The sequence below is a fragment of the Pseudomonas putida genome (assembly GCF_005080685.1).
Lineage (GTDB): Bacteria > Pseudomonadota > Gammaproteobacteria > Pseudomonadales > Pseudomonadaceae > Aquipseudomonas > Aquipseudomonas putida_V.
This window is the reverse complement of the sequence record NZ_CP039371.1, coordinates 5,660,651-5,678,634: the sequence shown is the minus strand read 5'-3', so window position 1 is coordinate 5,678,634 and position 17,984 is coordinate 5,660,651. Positions and strand designations below refer to the sequence as shown.

At 63.9% G+C, this 17,984-nt stretch carries 14 protein-coding genes, 1 tRNA gene and 1 pseudogene; 4 read left to right on the top strand and 12 right to left on the bottom strand.

The window, feature by feature from the left end; translation table 11 throughout:
* The first annotated feature begins 13 nt into the window (after positions 1-13).
* The 4 genes from E6B08_RS26405 to E6B08_RS26390 are packed head-to-tail and all read left to right on the top strand — an operon-like array spanning position 14 to position 4,769.
* Complete coding sequence (locus E6B08_RS26405; RefSeq protein ID WP_136916662.1) at positions 14-1,120, top strand: AI-2E family transporter; 1,107 nt, start codon at positions 14-16, stop codon at positions 1,118-1,120.
* A gap of 13 nt (positions 1,121-1,133) precedes the next feature.
* Complete coding sequence (locus tag E6B08_RS26400) at positions 1,134-2,654, top strand: efflux transporter outer membrane subunit (RefSeq protein WP_136916661.1); 1,521 nt, start codon at positions 1,134-1,136, stop codon at positions 2,652-2,654.
* Positions 2,651-3,769, top strand: coding sequence for an HlyD family secretion protein (locus E6B08_RS26395; RefSeq protein WP_136916660.1), 1,119 nt, complete (start codon positions 2,651-2,653; stop codon positions 3,767-3,769). The genes E6B08_RS26400 and E6B08_RS26395 overlap by 4 nt, the downstream gene beginning before the upstream one ends.
* The gene (locus tag E6B08_RS26390) at positions 3,759-4,769 is read left to right on the top strand and encodes a DUF2955 domain-containing protein (RefSeq protein WP_136916659.1); all 1,011 of its coding nucleotides are present in this window, start codon (positions 3,759-3,761) and stop codon (positions 4,767-4,769) included. Before E6B08_RS26395 ends, E6B08_RS26390 begins: the two co-directional genes overlap by 11 nt.
* 30 nt (positions 4,770-4,799) lie before the next feature.
* On the opposite strand, the gene E6B08_RS26385 is transcribed toward E6B08_RS26390, so the two are convergent.
* The 12 genes and pseudogenes from E6B08_RS26385 to E6B08_RS26330 form a co-directional block, all read right to left on the bottom strand.
* A complete protein-coding gene (locus E6B08_RS26385; RefSeq protein ID WP_136916658.1) occupies positions 4,800-6,521 on the bottom strand; it encodes a SulP family inorganic anion transporter in 1,722 nt (573 codons plus the stop codon).
* 130 nt (positions 6,522-6,651) lie between these two features.
* A complete protein-coding gene (locus tag E6B08_RS26380) occupies positions 6,652-9,063 on the bottom strand; it encodes a TonB-dependent siderophore receptor (protein ID WP_136916657.1) in 2,412 nt (803 codons plus the stop codon).
* Positions 9,064-9,216: 153 nt separating this feature from the next.
* Positions 9,217-9,686, bottom strand: a pseudogene (locus tag E6B08_RS26375) (DUF2269 family protein).
* A complete protein-coding gene (locus tag E6B08_RS26370; RefSeq protein WP_136916656.1) occupies positions 9,683-10,789 on the bottom strand; it encodes a saccharopine dehydrogenase NADP-binding domain-containing protein in 1,107 nt (368 codons plus the stop codon). Before E6B08_RS26370 ends, E6B08_RS26375 begins: the two are co-directional and overlap by 4 nt.
* 218 nt (positions 10,790-11,007) lie before the next feature.
* Entirely contained in the window at positions 11,008-12,108 is a 1,101-nt protein-coding gene (ychF, locus tag E6B08_RS26365) for a redox-regulated ATPase YchF (protein WP_136916655.1), read from the bottom strand.
* A gap of 22 nt (positions 12,109-12,130) precedes the next feature.
* On the bottom strand, positions 12,131-12,715 hold the full coding sequence (gene pth / locus E6B08_RS26360) for an aminoacyl-tRNA hydrolase (RefSeq protein WP_136916654.1): 585 nt from the start codon (positions 12,713-12,715) through the stop codon (positions 12,131-12,133).
* 81 nt (positions 12,716-12,796) lie between these two features.
* Positions 12,797-13,396, bottom strand: coding sequence for a 50S ribosomal protein L25/general stress protein Ctc (locus tag E6B08_RS26355; protein ID WP_136916653.1), 600 nt, complete (start codon positions 13,394-13,396; stop codon positions 12,797-12,799).
* Between the two features lie 118 nt (positions 13,397-13,514).
* A complete protein-coding gene (locus E6B08_RS26350; protein WP_003247410.1) occupies positions 13,515-14,456 on the bottom strand; it encodes a ribose-phosphate pyrophosphokinase in 942 nt (313 codons plus the stop codon).
* 48 nt (positions 14,457-14,504) lie between these two features.
* A tRNA-Gln gene (locus E6B08_RS26345) sits at positions 14,505-14,579 on the bottom strand.
* A 20-nt stretch (positions 14,580-14,599) separates the two neighbouring features.
* The gene (ispE, locus tag E6B08_RS26340) at positions 14,600-15,460 is read right to left on the bottom strand and encodes a 4-(cytidine 5'-diphospho)-2-C-methyl-D-erythritol kinase (protein WP_136916652.1); all 861 of its coding nucleotides are present in this window, start codon (positions 15,458-15,460) and stop codon (positions 14,600-14,602) included.
* 4 nt (positions 15,461-15,464) lie between these two features.
* Positions 15,465-16,082, bottom strand: a complete 618-nt coding sequence (lolB, locus tag E6B08_RS26335; RefSeq protein WP_136916651.1) for a lipoprotein insertase outer membrane protein LolB — start codon at positions 16,080-16,082, stop codon at positions 15,465-15,467.
* Positions 16,083-16,085: 3 nt separating this feature from the next.
* Complete coding sequence (locus tag E6B08_RS26330) at positions 16,086-17,807, bottom strand: tetratricopeptide repeat protein (RefSeq protein ID WP_136916650.1); 1,722 nt, start codon at positions 17,805-17,807, stop codon at positions 16,086-16,088.
* Positions 17,808-17,984 lie beyond the last annotated feature (177 nt).

The window sequence follows — 17,984 nt, the reverse complement described above, 5'->3', positions numbered from 1 at the left end:
TCGGAGGTGAAGCATGCAGCCGCGTTTCAATCTCGACAGCGCCCTGTCCCGGGGGTTGCTGGACGTGCTGATCAAGGCGGGGTTGGTGGCCGCCCTGGTGATTTTCTCCTTCCAGGTATTCCAGCCGTTCCTGGAGTTGATGCTGTGGTCGGTGATCCTCGCGGTCACGCTGTACCCCCTGTATGGCCGCATCAAGCGCGGCACCGGGCTCAAGGACGGCTACGCGGCGACCTTGGTGGTGCTGCTGGTGCTGGTGGTGCTGCTGGTGCCGATCTACCTGGTGGTGATGTCCATCGGCGAGTCGGTGGACAGCCTGGTGACGCTGCTCAAGAGCGGTACCTGGAGCGTGCCGGCACCTGCGGAGTCGGTGGCCGGCTGGCCATTGATCGGGCCCAAGGTGTATGCGTTGTGGCTGTCGGCCTCGGAAAACCTGGCCAGCGTGATCAACCAGTGGCTGCCCCAGCTCAAGGGCGCCGGGCGCACGGTGCTGGGCGCCGCGGCGAGTGCTGGCGGCGCGTTCCTGTTGTTCATCGGCGCGATCATCATCTCCGGGGTGATCATGGCCTTCGGCGAGCGCGGGGAGATCGCCGCCCAGCGCATCGCCATGCGGGTGTCCGGCGAGGAGCGCGGCAAGCCACTGGCCAAACTGTGCACCGCGACCATTCGTGCCGTCGCCCAGGGCGTGATCGGTATCGCCTTCATCCAGATGCTGCTGATCGGCGTCGGCTTCGTGATCAAGGGGGTGCCGGGGGCCGGGATGCTGGCCATCGTCATCCTGATGCTGGGCATCGCCCAGGCACCGGCGACGCTGATCACGGTGCCGGTGATCATCTATGTGCTGAACGTCGAGGGCTTCACGGTGGCGACCATCATCTTCGCTGTCTATACCTTCGTCGCCGGCCTCGCCGACAACGTCCTCAAGCCGCTTTTGCTGGGGCGTGGCGTGGACGTACCGATGCCGGTTGTGCTGATCGGCGCGTTGGGCGGCATGGTGGTCAAGGGCATCATCGGCCTGTTCATCGGCCCGGTGATCCTGGGCGTGACCTACGTGCTGTTCTGGCAGTGGGTGGCATTGCAGGTGCCGGAGCAACCGGCCCTGCCGGCCCCTCCGGCTGCCTGAGCCAGGGCCTGCCATGCCCAGGCGCGTGCGCCCCTGTGCGTTGGGCCTGCTGGCGTTGATGGCCGGTTGTACCCAGGTCGGTCCGGACTTTGAAAAGCCCCCGGCCCCGTGGTTGGACCGCTGGAACACGGCGATGCTGGAGCAGGCCGGGCGCACCGCCCCGGTGCCCGACCTGCGACGCTGGTGGGCAGTGTTCGGCGATCCGATCCTCGATGGCTTGATAACCGAAGCCGATGCCAACAACACCAACCTGCGGGTGGCTGGCCTACGCATCGCCGAAGCCCGGGCGCAGTTGGCCATCGTCCAGACCGGACGTTATCCACAGCTGCAGCAGTTGCGGGCGCAGAGCCTGTACCTCAAGCAGGACCAATCCGGCACACCCACCGCCCGCGACTCGGTGTTCTGGCAGTCCAGCGTGGGTTTCGACATTGGCTGGGAAATCGACTTCTGGGGCCGTTTCAGCCGCGCCATCGAAAGCGCCGATGCCGTCTACTTTGCCTCGCGGGCCAACTTCGCCGATACCAGGGTGCTGTTGCGCGCACAGGTGGCCGATACCTACTTCGCCCTGCGCACAGCCGAGGCGCGGTTGGCCATCGCCGAAGAAAACGCCCGGCGCCAGGCGCGCAGCCTGGAGATCACCGAACGGCTGTTCCGCCATGGCGAGAACGACGAGCTCGACTGGCAGCAGGCCCGCACCCAGTACCTGGCGACCCAGGCCACCATTCCTCAGTTCGAAAACCAGCTCAACGCCCTGCGCAACACGCTCAGCGCCTTGCTGGGCCGGCCACCGGGACCGCTGCCGACCTTGCAGGCGCGCCACGGCCAGTTGCCGCTGCCTGATCGCGCAGTGCTGCAGGATGTGCCTGCTAGCCTGTTGCAGCGCCGCCCAGATATCCGCGCTGCCGAGCAAGCGGTGGTGGCGCAGTCGGCACTGGTCGGGGTGGCCGAGGCGGACCTTTATCCACAGCTGAGCCTGCTTGGCAGCATCGGCTGGAGTTTCGTTTCCGCCAGCCACTTGCCCGATACCTTCGACCTCGCCGCAGGCCCGAGCCTGATCTGGAACCCCTTCGACTACGGCCGGCGCAAGAATGCCGTGCGCGTCGAGGACGCTCGTCTGCAACAGCTGATCGAGCTGTATCAGCAGGCGGTACGCGAGGCGGCGCGGGAGGCCGACGATGCCGCCAGCGGCCTGGTGCGCTCGCTGCAAAGCGCCGGCATTCGCCAGAACGCCGCGCAGGCCGCGCAGCGTTCGCTGGACCTGGCCACGTCGCAGTATCGCGAAGGCTTCGCCGACTTCCAGCGTGTGCTCGATGCCCAGCAGCTGTTGTTGCAGCAGCAGGATGGCTACCTGGTCAGTCGCGGCAACGCCGTGAGCAGCCTGGTGACCTTGTACAAGGCCTTGGGCGGCGGCTGGGACAGCGGCCGCGAGCCGATCGATCCGGCCACCCGCAAGCGTATGCAACAGCGTACCGACTGGGGCGAGTTGCTCGACGAGCCGCCCCTCACCGCTCCCGAACAAGGTGAACCGAAATGAGCGACGCCACCTCCACGCCGCCCAGCCCCTCGTTGCCAGCGCAGGCTCCGGCCCCCGACCGGGGCATGCGCTGGGTGTTGCTGGTGATCCTGGTGAGCCTGGTCTGGTACCTGCTCGCCGACCGTTTCACGCCTTATACCCAGCAAGCCCGGCTGCAGGCCTACGTGGTGCCGGTGGCCGCCGAGGTCGCGGGGCAGGTCCGGCGGGTGGCGGTGGGCAACAACCAGGAGGTGCGCAAGGGCGAGGTGTTGTTCGAGTTGGACCAGGAGCAGTACCGCATCGCCCTGGCGCGGGCGGAGGCCGACCTGGACACCACGCGCCGACAGATCGGCGCCCATACCGCCGGCATCGACTCGGCGCAGGCCGCGCTGGTTGCGGCTCAGGCCAACGAGCGCAAGGCCCGCCAGGATGCCGAGCGGCTCAAGCGGTTGATCGAGGAAGATCCCGGCACGGTGTCGGTGCGCCGCCTGGAGGGCGCCCAGGCGACCCGTGACCAGGCGATCAGCCAGGTGGCCGCCGCCCGTGCCGAGGTCGAGCGGGCACGGGAGCAGCAAGGCGGGGACGAGGCGGACAACGCGCAACTGCGCAGCGCCGCAGCGAACGTGGAAAAGGCCCGCCTGGACCTCGCCCGCACGGTGGTGAAGGCAGATGCCAACGGGTTGATCACCGACCTGCGCACCGACGTCGGCCACTACGTGGGTGCCGGCAGCCCGATGATGACGCTGATCGCCATCCACGACCTGTGGATAAGTGCCGACATGACCGAGAACAACCTCGGTCGCCTGCGTCCGGGGTCGCCAGTGCTGGTGGTGCTCGACGCCTTGCCCGGTAGCGTGCTGAAGGGGCGTGTGCGCAGCATCGGCTATGGCGTCAGCGTTGGCCAGAGCACCCCGCCGGGTGGCTTGCCGACGGTGCAGAACAGCCGCGAGTGGTTGCGCTCGGCGCAGCGCTTTCCGGTGATCGTTGAACTCGACCGCGACCAGTTGGCAGACAAATCGGTACTGCGCGTGGGTGGCCAGGCCGAGGTCATGGCGCTGCCCAGCGAGGGCAACCCGTTGAACCTGCTGGGGCGCGTGTTCATGTGGTTGATGAGCTGGTTGTCGTATGCCTATTGAACTGCGCCGCCTGCGGGCGCTGCGCCTGGCCTGGGGCGTGGCGCTGTGCCTGGCGGCAAGTTTCGGCATGGGCCTGCCGGTACCGATCCTGGCGCCGGTGTTCGCCACGCTGCTGCTGGCCATGCGCAGCGCGCCCCTGCCGTTGAAGGCCGCGCCGGCGTTGGCGGTGCTGGTCCTGCTCGCATGCGGCAGCGGCCTGTTGCTGGTGCCGTTGCTGCGCCATGCCCCTCTGAGCGGGATCATGCTGGTGGCTGCCGGGGTATTTCTGGTGCTGCGGTACGCGCTCAAGGGCGGCAATGGCCTGGTGGCCAATCTGCTGGTGATCGGCCTGACCATGATCGCCGCAGCGGGCACCAGCGACTTCACCCTGGCGCTGTCGGTGGTGGAGGCATTGGCCAAGGGCATGCTGCTGGCGGTGCTCGGCACGGCAGTGGCGCATGTGCTGTTTCCGGAGCCCGCCGATGCGCCGATGCAGCCTGCGCCGCCATTGCTCGACGATGGGGAGGTCGGCTGGGTGGCGCTACGTGCCACGCTCATCGTCATGCCGGCGTTTCTCTTGGCGTTGATCGCGCCGGATCAATTCATGCCGTTGATCATGAAGTCGGTCAGCGTTGGTCAGCAGGCGGGCGAGACCCGCGCCCGGCATGCCAGCCGCGAGCTGATCGGCTCGACCTTGCTGGCCGGGGCGTTGGCGATACTGCTGTGGGGCGCGTTGAGCCTGTTCGTGCACCTGTGGATGTTCTTCCTCTGGGTGTTGCTGTTCACCCTGTGGCAGGGGCGGCGCTTGTATCGGGCGGTGGCGACCCGGCAGAGCCCTGCCTATTGGGTCAGCTGCCTGACGACCATGCTGATACTGCTGGGGCAGTCGGTACAGGACAGCGCGGGCGGGCAGGATGTATACAAGGCCTTCGCCGTGCGCCTGGCGCTGTTCCTGGCGGTGTCGGTGTATGCCAGTGCCATGTTGATCTGGATCGACCGGCGGCGCGTGAGGATTGCTTGATTTGCCTGCCCTGGCCCTTTCGCGGGCAACCTAAGGCTGCCAATCGACCCCAGTGTCCTCCAGATACGCATCCACCGCCGCACCGACCGTGGGATGGAAAGCCTTCTCGCCAATTCGCTCGAACAGCTCGAAGCGCTTCATCTTGTCCTTCACCGGGTCTTTCATCTCGGCAAACTGCAACTCCACGCCGCGTGCCTCCAATGCCCGGTCGAGCTCGTCGAGCATGTCCGCCGAGGTGATGTCGATGCTGGTGACCGGCTCGGCCGCGATCACCAGCCGCTGAACCGGTGTCGGCGATTCGTGCACCGCCGCCAGTACCGTGCCCTGGAACTGCTCGGCGTTGGCGAAGAACAACGGCGCATCCCAGCGCAGCAGCACCAGCCCCGGAATACGCCGGGCCTGTGGATAACGTTTCACGTCATGGTAGCCGCGGGTGCCGTCGACCCGCCCGAGCACCGCGTAGTGCGGGCGCCAACCATCCCAGAGGAATTCGATCACCGAAATCGCCACGGCGATGCAGATGCCGGGGATCGCACCGAACACCGCCACGCCGACGAAACAGGTGAACGACAGCCAGAACTCCCACTGCTGCATGCGGAAGATGCGCTTGAGGTCGGCGAACTCGAACAGGCCCAACGCTGCCGCGATCACCACCGCTGCCAGGGCGCTGTTGGGCAGGTGCTGCATGAGGTTGGGCGCCACCAGCAACAGCAGGGTGACCGCCAGCGCGCCGATGATGCCGGTGAGCTGGGTCTTGGAGCCCGCGGCCTCGGCCACCGGCGTGCGTGATGAGCTGCTGCTGATCGGGATGCCCTGGAACAGCCCGGACGCCAGGTTGGCTACGCCCAGGCCGAACATTTCCTGATTCGGATTGACCGGGCTCTTCAGGCGTGCGGCGTACGAGCGCGACAGCACGCTGGTGTCGGCGAACGACACCAGCGCCACAGCGATCCCGCCCAGTATCACCTCGACCAGGTCGATGCCGCTTACCCACGGGAATACCAGGCTGGGCAGGCCCTGGGGTAGCTCACCGAGCACCTTGACGCCTTTCTGGTCGAGGCTGAACAGGCTCACCGCCAAGGTTGCCAGCACCACGGCGATGAGGATGCCCGGCAGGCGCTTGAATGGCTTGAGCAGCAGGATCAGCGCCAGGCTGCCGGCGCCTATGGCAACGCTCGGCCAGTGGCCGTTGCCCGCGATCAACGATTGCGCCAGGCGCGACAGGTCGCGCAGCGGTCCCTGGCTGTCGACGGAGATACCGAACAGCTTGGGCAACTGGCTGATCAGCACGGTGAGGGCGATGCCATTCATGTAGCCATAACGAATCGGCTTGGACAGCAGTTCGGTGATGAAGCCAAGGCGCAGCAACCCGGCGATCACGCAGAAGGCGCCGGCGACCAGGGCCATCAGGCTGGCAATGGCGATGGCCCGCTGCGGGTCGCTGGCGGCGTACTGCACCACCACCGCCAGGATCGGCGCGGCCAACGCCGAGTCTGGGCCGAGCACGAGGATGCGGCTGGGGCCGAACAGGGCGTAGGCCAGCAGCGGCACGATGGTCGCGTACAGGCCGTAGATGCCCGGTACGCCGGACGCCTCGGCATAGGCGATGCCGACCGGTACCAGCATGGTGGTGAGCACCAGCCCCGCGGCGATGTCCTTGGGCAGCCAGGCGGGCTGGTAGTGCAGCAAGGTCGCAAGGCCAGGGAGCCAGCGTTGCCAGTCGAAGGCTGGGGAGGGGGGCGTTGCGGGCATGGTGCAGGCTCCAGAGCGCTCACTGGCTTTAGCTTAGATGCTGAGGCCTGGCCTGGTTGGAGGCTGTGATGGTCGGGCGCGTGGGAAACCCTCCCTTGAAGCCATGGCGACCTCAAGGGAGAAGACCGGCTTACCAGTTGTAGCTCACCTTGGCCGTCACTTCGCGACCTGGGTTGTAGTAGTTCGCCGTGCCGGAACCGACCACGTGCTGTTCATCGAAGAGGTTGCTGACATTCACGGCCAGGTTGGTGCCCTTGGCAATCTCGTACTTGAGCGCGGCGTCGAACAGCGTGGTGCCATCGGTTTTCTTGTCGTTGGCGGCATCCATGTAATAGGCGCCCACATAGCGTGCGCCCAGGCCAACGCTGACGTCGGTGCCAGGTACGTCGTAGTAGGTCCAGAGCGAGGCCGAATGCTTCGGCGCAGTGGTGAGCGCGTTACCTTTGATCGAGCTGCCGTCGTACAGCGTGCCGCGTACGACTTCGGAATCCATGTAGGAATAACCACCGATCACGCTGACGTTTTCCGTCACTTGCGCCTTGGCTTCCAGGTCGAGGCCACGTACCCGCGACTCACCGACGGTCTGCTGCTCGATGATGCCGCTGGGAAGCACCACGGCGATGGTGACGTTTTCCTGGGTCAGGTCGTAAATGGCTGCGGAAAACAGCGCATCCATCGCCATGGGCGAATACTTCACACCCACTTCGTACTGCTTGCCCGTCTGCGGGGTAACGCCAACCTCGGGGGGCGACACGGACTCCACCATGCTCACGTAGGTGGAAACCTCATCGTTGACGATGTAGGTCAGTGCGCCGCGGTAACTGGTCTCCGAGAAGCTGTCGCTGTTGTCGTACTGCACGGGGCTTGAGAACAGGTTGTAGCCTTTGCTGGACAGGTCCATGGAGTCATTGCGCACGCCTGCCGTGACGATGAAGCGATCGTAGAACGACAGGTTCTGCTGGAGGAAGACAGCCTTGGTTGTCGCGTCGTTCTTCTCGCTGGTATAGGGCGTGATGCCGCCTGGAACACCGGTGAATACGGGGTTGGCAATGTCGATGGAGGACGTCACGTCGTAGACGGAGCTGCTTTTGGTCGACGAATCGAGATACTCCACGCCCACCAGGGTGCTGCTGTCGATGTGCTCGAAGCGGGCGTCGTATTGCAGCATCAGGTTGCCGTTGAACTGGTCGGCATCGCTGTCGGTACCAAAGACGTAACGGGGAATCGTGGTACCCACACGCGAGGCACTGTCGCTCAGGTAGACATAACCGAAGTCGTCGGTGAGCTCGCTGTAGCGCAGATTGCTGCGCAGCACGAAGCCATTGTCGAAGTCGTGTGTGATGTTGCCGCTGAGGCTGGTGCGCTCGACATCGTGAAAGTTGTAGCCAGGCTCGCCGAAGAAGTCGCTGCGGTCGTATTCCTTGTCCAGTGGATAGCCACCACTGTTGGGCGAGCTGTTGGTTTTCAGGTAGTCCAGCACCATGGTGGCGGACGTGTAGTCCGTGGGCGCCCAGGTGAGGCCACCCATCACCAGCCGGCTGTCGTCCTGCGAGTGATCGTACTCACGGTCGCTGTTCTGCACCTTGGCGGTGAAGCGGCCGGCTAGGGTGTTGTCGCTGTTCAGCGCATTGCCTACATCGATGCCTGTCTCGGCGTGGTCGAACGAGCCGTAGGTCACGTAACCCTCACCGAAGGATTCGAAGCGCGGCTGTTTGGACACGAAATTCACCGAGCCACCCGGGTCTGCGGGCCCGAACAACGTGGAGTTGGCACCCCGCAGAATCTCGATGCGCTCATAGGCAAAAGGATCCTCGCGCACACCGCGCATCGAGCTAAGGGTCAGGCCGTCACGGTAGGTGGTGGCCTGGAAGCCGCGGATCTGGAAATAGTCATTGCGGTCGTCGGTGCCGTAGTAGTCGCTGACCACGCCTGGGGTGTATTGCAGGGCCTCTTCCGTGGTGCTGACGCTGCGCTGCTCCATTTCCTTGCGGGTGACCACAGACACCGATGCAGGGGTATTGAGGATGCTGGTCGCCACTTTACCGCCGACCCAGAGCTCCTTGGCGACCACCGAATTGGTATCGTCATCTGCGCTGGCCTTGACCTTGGCATTGATGATGACCGGTGCGAGGCGGTAATCCTCTGTCGCCGACGCGCCGAGGTCCAGCGGGCCATCAGGCTTCTCGCTGGGTATCAACAGGTACGCCGTTGGGCTTTGCTGCGCACTTTGCAGATCGCTTCCCTGGAGCAACGTCGACAGCGCTGTCGATGTATCGAGTGCGCCGCTTACGCCTGCAGTGGTGCGGTCCGCCACGCTTGGCCCATCGAAGGAAAGGCTGATGCCGGCCTCCCGAGCAAAGCGATCGAGCGCCGGCGCCAGCGGGCCGGCAGGGATGTTCCACTGATGAACCTGTTGGCTGGGATCAGCGCTCGAAGGTTGCGCGTGTGACGGCAGCGCGTAGCTGCTGACGATCAAACCAAAGGCCGCAGCCTGGATGGCGCGACTCAAGGGATGGCGCAGTGGAACAGGGGACGAACTCATATTCTCGCTCCGTGGAAGGGATCGGCAGATTGGCCTGTATTCCGGCTTTCCTAGAGGCCGAACGAGAATGAGAAACACCTCATTTTGTTTTGCAGGGATGGCGAAAAATGCTTCTTCACGGATGAGTGGAGGCTGGGCATTCGTAGCGCAGCGTCAAACCAGCCCTTGCTTGGACACCATCAGCCACACGATCACGAACATCCCGGCAAAACCTGCCACCCCCATCCACAGCCAGGGGCGGTAAAGCCTGTTCCAGTCCGCAGGCAGTGGCATGCCGTTGGCGGCGGCTCGCTCGGCAAGATGCTGCATGCGTTTTTGCAGCACCAGCACCGGTAGCCATAACAGGCCGACGGCGAAGAAAACGATGAGTGATCACGTAGCCAGGGCAGGGTAGGTGGCATGCCGGTCAAGTGCAGCATGCCCAGGCCGCTGGCCAGTTGCAGCACGCCGGCCGGGGTGGTGATCCAGGTGTCGAAGCGCACTACTTGCCTGGCCACCTGGGCAATCACCGTCGGGTTGCGGGTACCTTGGGCTGCGATCAGGTACAGGTACGAGCCCATGCCAAAGCCAAACAGGAACACTGCCGCGATGACATGCATGTATTTGAGGTAGATATAACTCACGGCTGGCCCTGATGACGTACGTCCAGATGTATGTCCTGTGGCGAATCGATCGCGGCCAGGTACTCGTCCACGTTGATCTCCCCCACGCAGGGGCGAGCCCCGGCAACCGGGCGATAGCCGTTCATCATCTTCAGGGCCAGGGCTACCGAGGCACAGCTCGGGATTTCCGGGCCCTTGTTGCGGCGGGCGGTGAGCTGGATGTTCAAGTACCGTGGCTGGTCGCTGTGGTCGACACCGCGGACCTCGATGTACAGCGCGCTGAGGCCGTCACCAAAACGCTCGCAGGCGCTGCCCAGGCGGTGCAAGCGTTTGGCCCAGGGCGTTGGGTCGCCGATCAGACCGGCGCGGCGTGCCCAAGCCAGGGCCGCATTCGCCAGGGCACCGGGCATCAGGCCTGGGCCCGCCTTGAACACCAGGTCGGTGGCGCCGTAGCGTTCGCCGAACAGGTCCATGTCCGGCACATCGACATTGGCCAGCCAGCGCCAGCCCAGGCCCGGCAGGTTGCGCCGTTGCAAACCGAGCCAGCCGGCCACTGCGTATGGCTTGCCATTGCGCCGTTGCAGGATCGGTTTACCGGCATAGGCGAGTACGCCTTCCACGGTTGCCAGGCCAGGCATTTTTGCCGAAGACGAGATGCCGTGTTCGATACGGTCAATGCGTTTGAAGGGCGCGCGGTTTTCGTCGAGTAGCGCAGCCGCGAGACTGGGCACCGAACTGCAACCACTCAGCACTGCCACGCCGGCCGCTTTGGCTGCTTGGTCGAGCACATTGATACCGTTGACGAAGGTGCGGCAGTCGGCAAGGTCGCAGTAATTCACACCTGCAGCGATGCAATGTTCGGCAACCCGGTAAGGCTGGCCCTGAAAAGGCCCGCCGGTGTGAATCAGCAGGTCCACGCGTTGTTCTTGCAAGATGTCGGTGAAGCCCGGGCCTTGGGCGTCTGTGCATAACGTTTGCAGCGGCAGTTGCCGGGCCAGGGCATCAAGGCGTGTGCGGTCGCGCCCCGTGGCGATTACATCGATACTGCCGACCCCGGCCAGGTGCCGGCAGATGATCGAGCCAAAATTGCCGTAGCCGCCGACTACCAGAACCCTGAGTGACATTGTTCGTCCTTTTTCAATGAAGGTGGATTCTAGGGAGGGGGGGGCGAATGGGGCAAGTTCGAAGGGCGGTTTTACATTTGATGGGCCAGCCATGTCCTTTCGCGACAAGAACGCCCCTCACGTCCTTCTTCTGGCCCAAAAACACAAAACCCCCGTATCGCCTGGCGATCACGGGGGTTTTGCAGTCTTTCAAGCACCTTGGACTTCCACGGCACCCATCAGACGTTAAAGCGGAAGTGCATCACGTCACCGTCCTTGACGATGTAGTCCTTGCCTTCCAGGCGCCACTTACCGGCTTCCTTGGCACCGCTTTCACCCTTGAACTGGATGAAGTCGTCATAGGCCACCACTTCGGCGCGGATGAAGCCTTTTTCGAAATCGGTGTGGATAACACCCGCCGCCTGCGGCGCGGTTGCACCGATGCGTACGGTCCAGGCGCGCACTTCCTGCACGCCGGCGGTGAAGTAGGTCTGCAGGTTGAGCAGCTCGTAACCGGCGCGGATCACGCGGTTCAGACCAGGCTCTTCCAGGCCCAGGGCCTCGAGGAACATGTCCTTCTCCTCGCCGTCGTCCAGCTCGGCGATTTCGGCTTCGATCTTGTTGCACACCGGCACAACCACCGCGCCTTCTTCCTCGGCGATGGCCTTGACCACGTCCAGGTGCGGGTTGTTGTCGAAGCCGTCTTCGGCAACGTTGGCGATGTACATCACCGGCTTGCTGGTCAACAGGTGGAAGCCGCGGATGACCGCCTTGTCTTCGGCGCTCATGTTCTTCATCAGGCTGCGCGCAGGCTTGCCTTCGGTGAAGTGCGGGATCAGCTGTTCGAGGATGGCCTTTTGCGCCAGGGCTTCCTTGTCGCCGCCCTTGGCGTTGCGGGCGACCTTCTGCAGCTGCTTCTCGCAGCTGTCGAGGTCGGCGAAGATCAGCTCGAGGTCGATGATCTCGATGTCACGCTTGGGGTCGACGCTGTTGGAAACGTGAATCACGTTCTCGTCTTCGAAGCAGCGCACCACGTGGGCAATGGCGTCGGTCTCGCGGATGTTGGCGAGGAACTTGTTGCCCAGGCCTTCACCTTTGGAGGCACCGGCCACCAGGCCTGCGATGTCGACGAACTCCATGGTGGTCGGCAGGATGCGGTTTGGCTTGACGATTTCCGCCAGCGCTGCCAGGCGCGCATCGGGCATCGGCACGATGCCGCTGTTCGGCTCGATGGTGCAGAAGGGGAAGTTCTCCGCCGCGATGCCAGACTTGGTCAGGGCGTTGAACAGGGTGGACTTGCCGACGTTGGGCAGGCCGACGATGCCGCAATTGAAACCCATGGGTATTCCCCTCTCTAGGAAATCAGGCCTTCTGGCCGTGCAGCTCGCGCATGGCCTTGGCGAAGTCGCCGGCCAGCACTTCCGGCAGCACGCCGAGGGCAAAATCGATGCTGGCGTCGAGCTTCTCCTGCTCGGCGCGCGGCGCGCGGCCCAGGACGAAGTTGGAGACCAGTTTGGCGTCACCCGGGTGGCCGATGCCAAGCCGCAGGCGGTAAAAGTCGTTCTGGTTGCCGAGCTGCGCGATGATGTCGCGCAGGCCGTTGTGCCCCCCATGGCCGCCGCCGCGCTTGAGCTTGGCAACGCCCGGAGGCAGGTCGAGTTCGTCGTGCGCCACCAGGATCGCTTCCGGCTTGATGCGGAAGAAGTTGGCCAATGCCGCCACGGACTGGCCGCTGCGGTTCATGTAGGTGGTGGGGATCAGCAGGCGAACATCGTTGCCCTGATGGCTGAACTTAGCCGTCAGGCCAAAATATTTTTTGTCAGCGGTCAGCGAAACGCGCTGGGCGCTGGCAATGCGTTCTACGAAAAGAGCCCCTGCGTTATGCCGGGTCTGTTCGTATTCGGGGCCGGGGTTACCCAGGCCGACGATCAACTGGATGGCGGTCACGTCAGGGGCTCTTCCTTGGAGTTGGTGGGTTACAGGGCGCGGGGCGCACTGTAACCCGATCAACACCGGCGCGCGAGTGGATTACTCGGCAGCGCCTTCGTCAGCAGCTTCGGCGGCAACGCGCGGAGCGTGAACGTTGGCAACAGCTTTGTCATCACCGTGGGCCAGAGCGACGAACTCTACGCCTTTCGGAGCTTTCAGGTCCGACAGGTGGATGATGGTGCCGATTTCAGCCTTGGCCAGGTCGACTTCGATGAACTCTGGCAGGTCTTTGGCTTCGCAGGAAACTTCGATCTCGGACTCGACGTGGGAGATCTCGCCGCCTTTCTTGACCGGGGCTTCTTCGTTGATGAAGTGAACCGGTACCTTGGCGGTCAGCTTCTGGCCAGCGACGACGCGAACGAAGTCGGCGTGCATGATGAAGCCTTTGGCTGGGTGGCGCTGCAGAGCCTTGACCACGACGTCTTGCTTGGTGCCGTCGACGTTCAGCTGCAGAACGTGGCTGAAGGCAGCTTCGTCTTCGAACAGCTTGGTGATGTCCTTGGCCAGGATGGTCAGGGACTGAGCGTCCTTGTTACCACCGTAGACAACGGCTGGGATGTGAGCGGAGTGACGCAGGCGGCGGCTCGCACCTTTCCCCAGGTCAGTACGCGCTTGGGCGTTCAGGGTGAAATCAGTCATTTTGTTTCTCCAAAATAGCCCCCCGAGGGCGTTTGCGACCAGCGCCAACGGGGATGGCAAAAAAGCCCCGCCCCAACACATGCTGGGGCGGGGCGCTTCACATCAACACGTGTTCCGCTTAGCGGAACATCGCGCTGATCGATTCTTCGTTGCTGATGCGGCGAACCGCTTCAGCGACAACCGGTGCGATATCCAGCTGACGGATACGGTCACAGGCTTGAGCAGCGGCGGACAGCGGAACGGTGTTGGTCACCACCAGCTCGTCCAGTACCGACTTCTCGATGTTCTCGATCGCGCGGCCCGACAGGACAGGGTGCGTGCAGTAGGCGTAAACCTTCGCAGCGCCGTGTTCTTTCAGGGCTTTGGCCGCATGGCACAGGGTGCCGGCGGTGTCGACCATGTCGTCTACCAGGATGCAGGTGCGTCCTTCGACGTCGCCGATGATGTGCATCACTTCGGAGTGGTTGGCCTTTTCACGGCGTTTGTCGATGATACCCAGATCGACACCCAGGGACTTGGCGACGGCACGTGCGCGCACGACACCACCGATGTCCGGGGAGACGATCATCAGGTTCTCGAAACGCTGGTCTTCGATGTCGTCGACCAGTACGGGCGAGCCGTAGATGTTGTCGACGGGGATATCGAAGAAGCCTTGGATCTGGTCAGCGTGCAGGTCGACGGTGAGTACACGGTCGATACCCACGACAGTGAGCATGTCAGCGACGACTTTGGCGCTGATGGCTACACGTGCCGAACGCGGACGGCGGTCCTGGCGGGCGTATCCGAAGTAAGGAATCACGGCGGTGATTCGGGAGGCTGAGGAGCGGCGGAAGGCGTCGGCCATCACTACCAGTTCCATCAGGTTATCGTTGGTCGGGGCGCAGGTCGGCTGAATAATGAAGACGTCTTTACCGCGAACGTTTTCATTGATCTCAGTGCTGATCTCACCGTCGGAGAATTTACCGACAGAGACGTCACCGAGTGGGATATGCAGCTGACGTACGACACGCCGAGCCAGATCGGGGTTAGCGTTCCCCGTAAAGACCATCATCTTGGACACGCGCAGTACCTGAAGGCTGAGGGTATACCTGGATGAGTATAAGGAAAATGGCAGGGGCGGCTGGATTCGAACCAACGCATGGCAGGATCAAAACCTGCTGCCTTACCGCTTGGCGACGCCCCTGTATCTGTTGCTGCGAACTCTTATGAGCTCGACTTCTTGATCAGACTTTGCAGCTTGCGATGCAACATCGAAATATTGCTTCCTTTCGCCACAAACCCTGCTTGGGTCGCTGAAAGAAGGGCCAGAACTTTATCAGCTTCGGCTTTGCTTGGGAAGGCCCCAAACACGCAACTTCCAGTGCCGGTCAATCGAGCATTTGTGAATTTACCCAGTGAATTCAGCGCATTGCGAACTTCCGGATAACTCTGCTCTACCACCGGTTGGCAGTCATTTCGACTGTTTCCCTCGGGAACGGGGCGCATCTTAAGGGGGAGGGAATCACGTGTCAACTGCGGATGTGAAAAAATTTCTACAGTGCTGACAGACACTTGCGGCACCAGCACGACATACCAGGGTTCCTCCGGATCGACTGGTGTCAGTTGCTCGCCGACGCCCTGGGCGAACGCCGCATGGCCGCGCACGAAGACCGGCACGTCGGCACCCAGGGTCAGGCCCAGGGCAGCCAGGCGGTCTTCGTCCCAGTCGAGCTGCCACAGGTGCGCCAGGCCAAGCAGGGTGGTGGCGGCATCCGAGCTGCCGCCGCCGATGCCACCGCCCATGGGCAGCACCTTGGTCAGCCAGATGTCGGCGCCCAGCGTCGTGCCGGATTGCTCTTGCAGCTTGCGCGCGGCGCGCACGATCAGGTTGCTGTCGTGGGGCACCGCGTCGATTTCGGTGTGCAGACGGATCACGCCGTCCTCGCGCAGGGCGAATCGCAGTTCGTCGCCGTGCTCGAGAAACTGGAACACGGTTTCCAGATCGTGGTAGCCATCGGCGCGGCGGCCGATGATGTGCAGCCACAGGTTGAGCTTGGCCGGGGCGGGCAGGGTCAGCGTATGCATGGGGTCAATGCCCCAGCTGGCGGGGCTGCCAGTCCTTGACCACCAGGGTCACGTCGAGGTTCTCGCCATGCAGTTTCATGCGTTCGGGCAGCCAGTAGCCGTTCTGCTCGGTGTAGCTCAGGTACTGCACCTGCCAGCCGTCCTGGCTCAGGCTGGCCAAGCGGCTGTCGCCGTCCAGGGTCAGTTGGCTCTTGGTGTCCGGGGCGGGCAGGCCGCGCACCCACCAGACCAGGTGCGAGACGGGCAGTTGCCAACCCAGTTGCTCTTCCAGCAGCGCCTCGGGGCTGTCGGCTTCGAAACGACCCTGGTTGGCCACTTCCAGCACCACGCCACCGGGGCGACCGGTCAGGCGCGCGGCGCCACGGCCCAACGGGCCGGCCAGGCGGATGTCGTAGTAGTCCTGGCGCTGCAGCCAGAACAGCGTACCGCTGCCGGAGTCACGAGGGGCGCGGATGCCGACCTTGCCGTTGATCTGCCAGCCGTCGAGGCTGCTCAGCTGGGTCTTATGGGCCTGCCACTGCTTGGGGTCGCCGTGGCCCTGGAGGGCTTCGCGGCTACCGAAGCCGGCACAGCCGGCGAGCAGGGCAATCAGGGTGAAGGTGATGCAATGGCGCAAGAACATGGTTTAGAGGGTCTCTGATCCGGTCAGGCGCAGCAGGGTCTGGCGCAGGACGCTGCTGTCGGGTTGGGCTTGCAGGGCCTTGGCCCACACCTGGCGGGCTTCGCGGCGCTTGCCGTTGGCCCAGAGCACTTCACCCAGGTGGGCAGCCACTTCATGGTCGGGGAAACGTTCGAATGCCTGGCGCAGGTAGCGTTCGGCCTCGTCCAGGTTGCCCAGGCGGTAGTTGACCCAGCCCAGGCTGTCGAGCACGGCCGGGTCGTCAGGGGTCAACTGGTGGGCTTTCTCGATCAGGGCCTTGGCTTCGGCGTAGCGGGTGGTGCGGTCGGCCAGGGTGTAGCCCAGGGCGTTGAGGGCCATGGAGTTTTCCGGCTCGCGAGCGATGATGGCGCGCAGGTCCTGTTCCATTTGCGGCAGGTCGTTGCGCTTTTCGGCCAGCATGGCGCGGGTGTAGAGCAGATTCAGGTCGTCCGGGAAGCGCTTGATGCCTTGCTGCAGCACCTGGTCGGCCTGGGCGTCCTTGTTGTTGTTGCTGTAGCTTTCCGACTCGATCAGGTACAGCTGGATGGCGTAGTCCGGCTGCGCTTCGCGGGCCTCGGCGAGCAGGCGCGAGGCGTCGGTGCCGCGGCCGTTGGCGATGAGGATGTCGGCCTGGCGCAGTTGCGCCGGCAAATAGTCCGGGCCTGGGCCGACCAGTGCATATTCGCGCAGGGCACCTTCGGGGTCGTTGCGTTCTTCCTGGATTCGGCCGAGGTTGAGGTGCGCGGCGTCGACGTTGCTGTCGCGCTCGATCAGCTCGCGCAGGTAGCTCTCGGCTTCGTCCCAGTCCTTGTTTTCCAGGCACACCAGGGCCAGCGAGTAACGCAGTTCGTCGTCCTCGGGGTACTGCTGGACCAGGCTGAGGAACTCGCCCTTGGCATCGGCGATGCGATCCTGCTCGACCAGCGTGCGCGCGTAGGTCAGGCGCAGGCGCTTGTCGTCAGGGTTGTCGCGAATCGCCCCGCGCAGCAGCGGCAGGGCCTCGGGGCCGCGGTCGAGGGCCTGGAGCAGGCGCGCACGCAGCAGGATCGGAGCGATTTCGCCGTTTTGCGCTGGGTGCGCCTCGAGCAGGTCGAGGGCCTCCTCGGCCTTGCCATCCTGGTTCAGCAGCAGCGCCTTGCCGAACACCAGCTGGCTGTTGTCAGGATACTTGACCAGCAACCGCTCGAAGCTCTGCATCAAGCCGTCGCGGGTGCTCTGGTCGGTTTCGGCGGCCGACAGGGCAAGGAAATCGAAATGGGTGTCGCCCTGGCCCTGGAGCACTTTCTCCATATAGGCCATGGCATCGTCGTAGCGACCGGCGCGGGCCAGCTGGATGGCGGCGGCACGCTGGGCGTCGAGATTCTGTGGGTCGTTGCGGGCCCAGACGAGGGCGTTTTCCAGGGCCGGTTCGTCGGCGCCGAGGTATTCGGCGATGCGGTAGGCACGCTCCGATACACCTGGGTCCTGGGTTTTCTGCGCCTGGTCGGTGTAGTTGGCCAGGGCGATGTCGAAGCGGTTGCGCTGGCCGGCCAGCTCCGCTACCAGCAGGCTGTACAGCGTGTCCTGCTTGAACGAGCCGTACACCACAGGCTTTTCGGCTGCCTCCTTGCCTGCCTCGGCGACGGGAGGCTCGGCCTTGTGCGGGGCCAGGCTCTGGCAGCCCTGGAGCAGGGCGAAGGCAAGCAGCAATGCGTAGGGTCTGTTCATAAAGGAGGCTTAGGAGGACTAACCGGCGGTCGGAGCATGATGACACAAGCGCGGGGGCAAACCCACCTGTGGCGTGTCTGGTTAATTGCGACCTTTTGAGGAGGGGAGGGTTCCTTGGCGCCCGACTCTCGACCTGCCCTACCTCTCATGCCTGGCACCCATCACTATCACGACAAT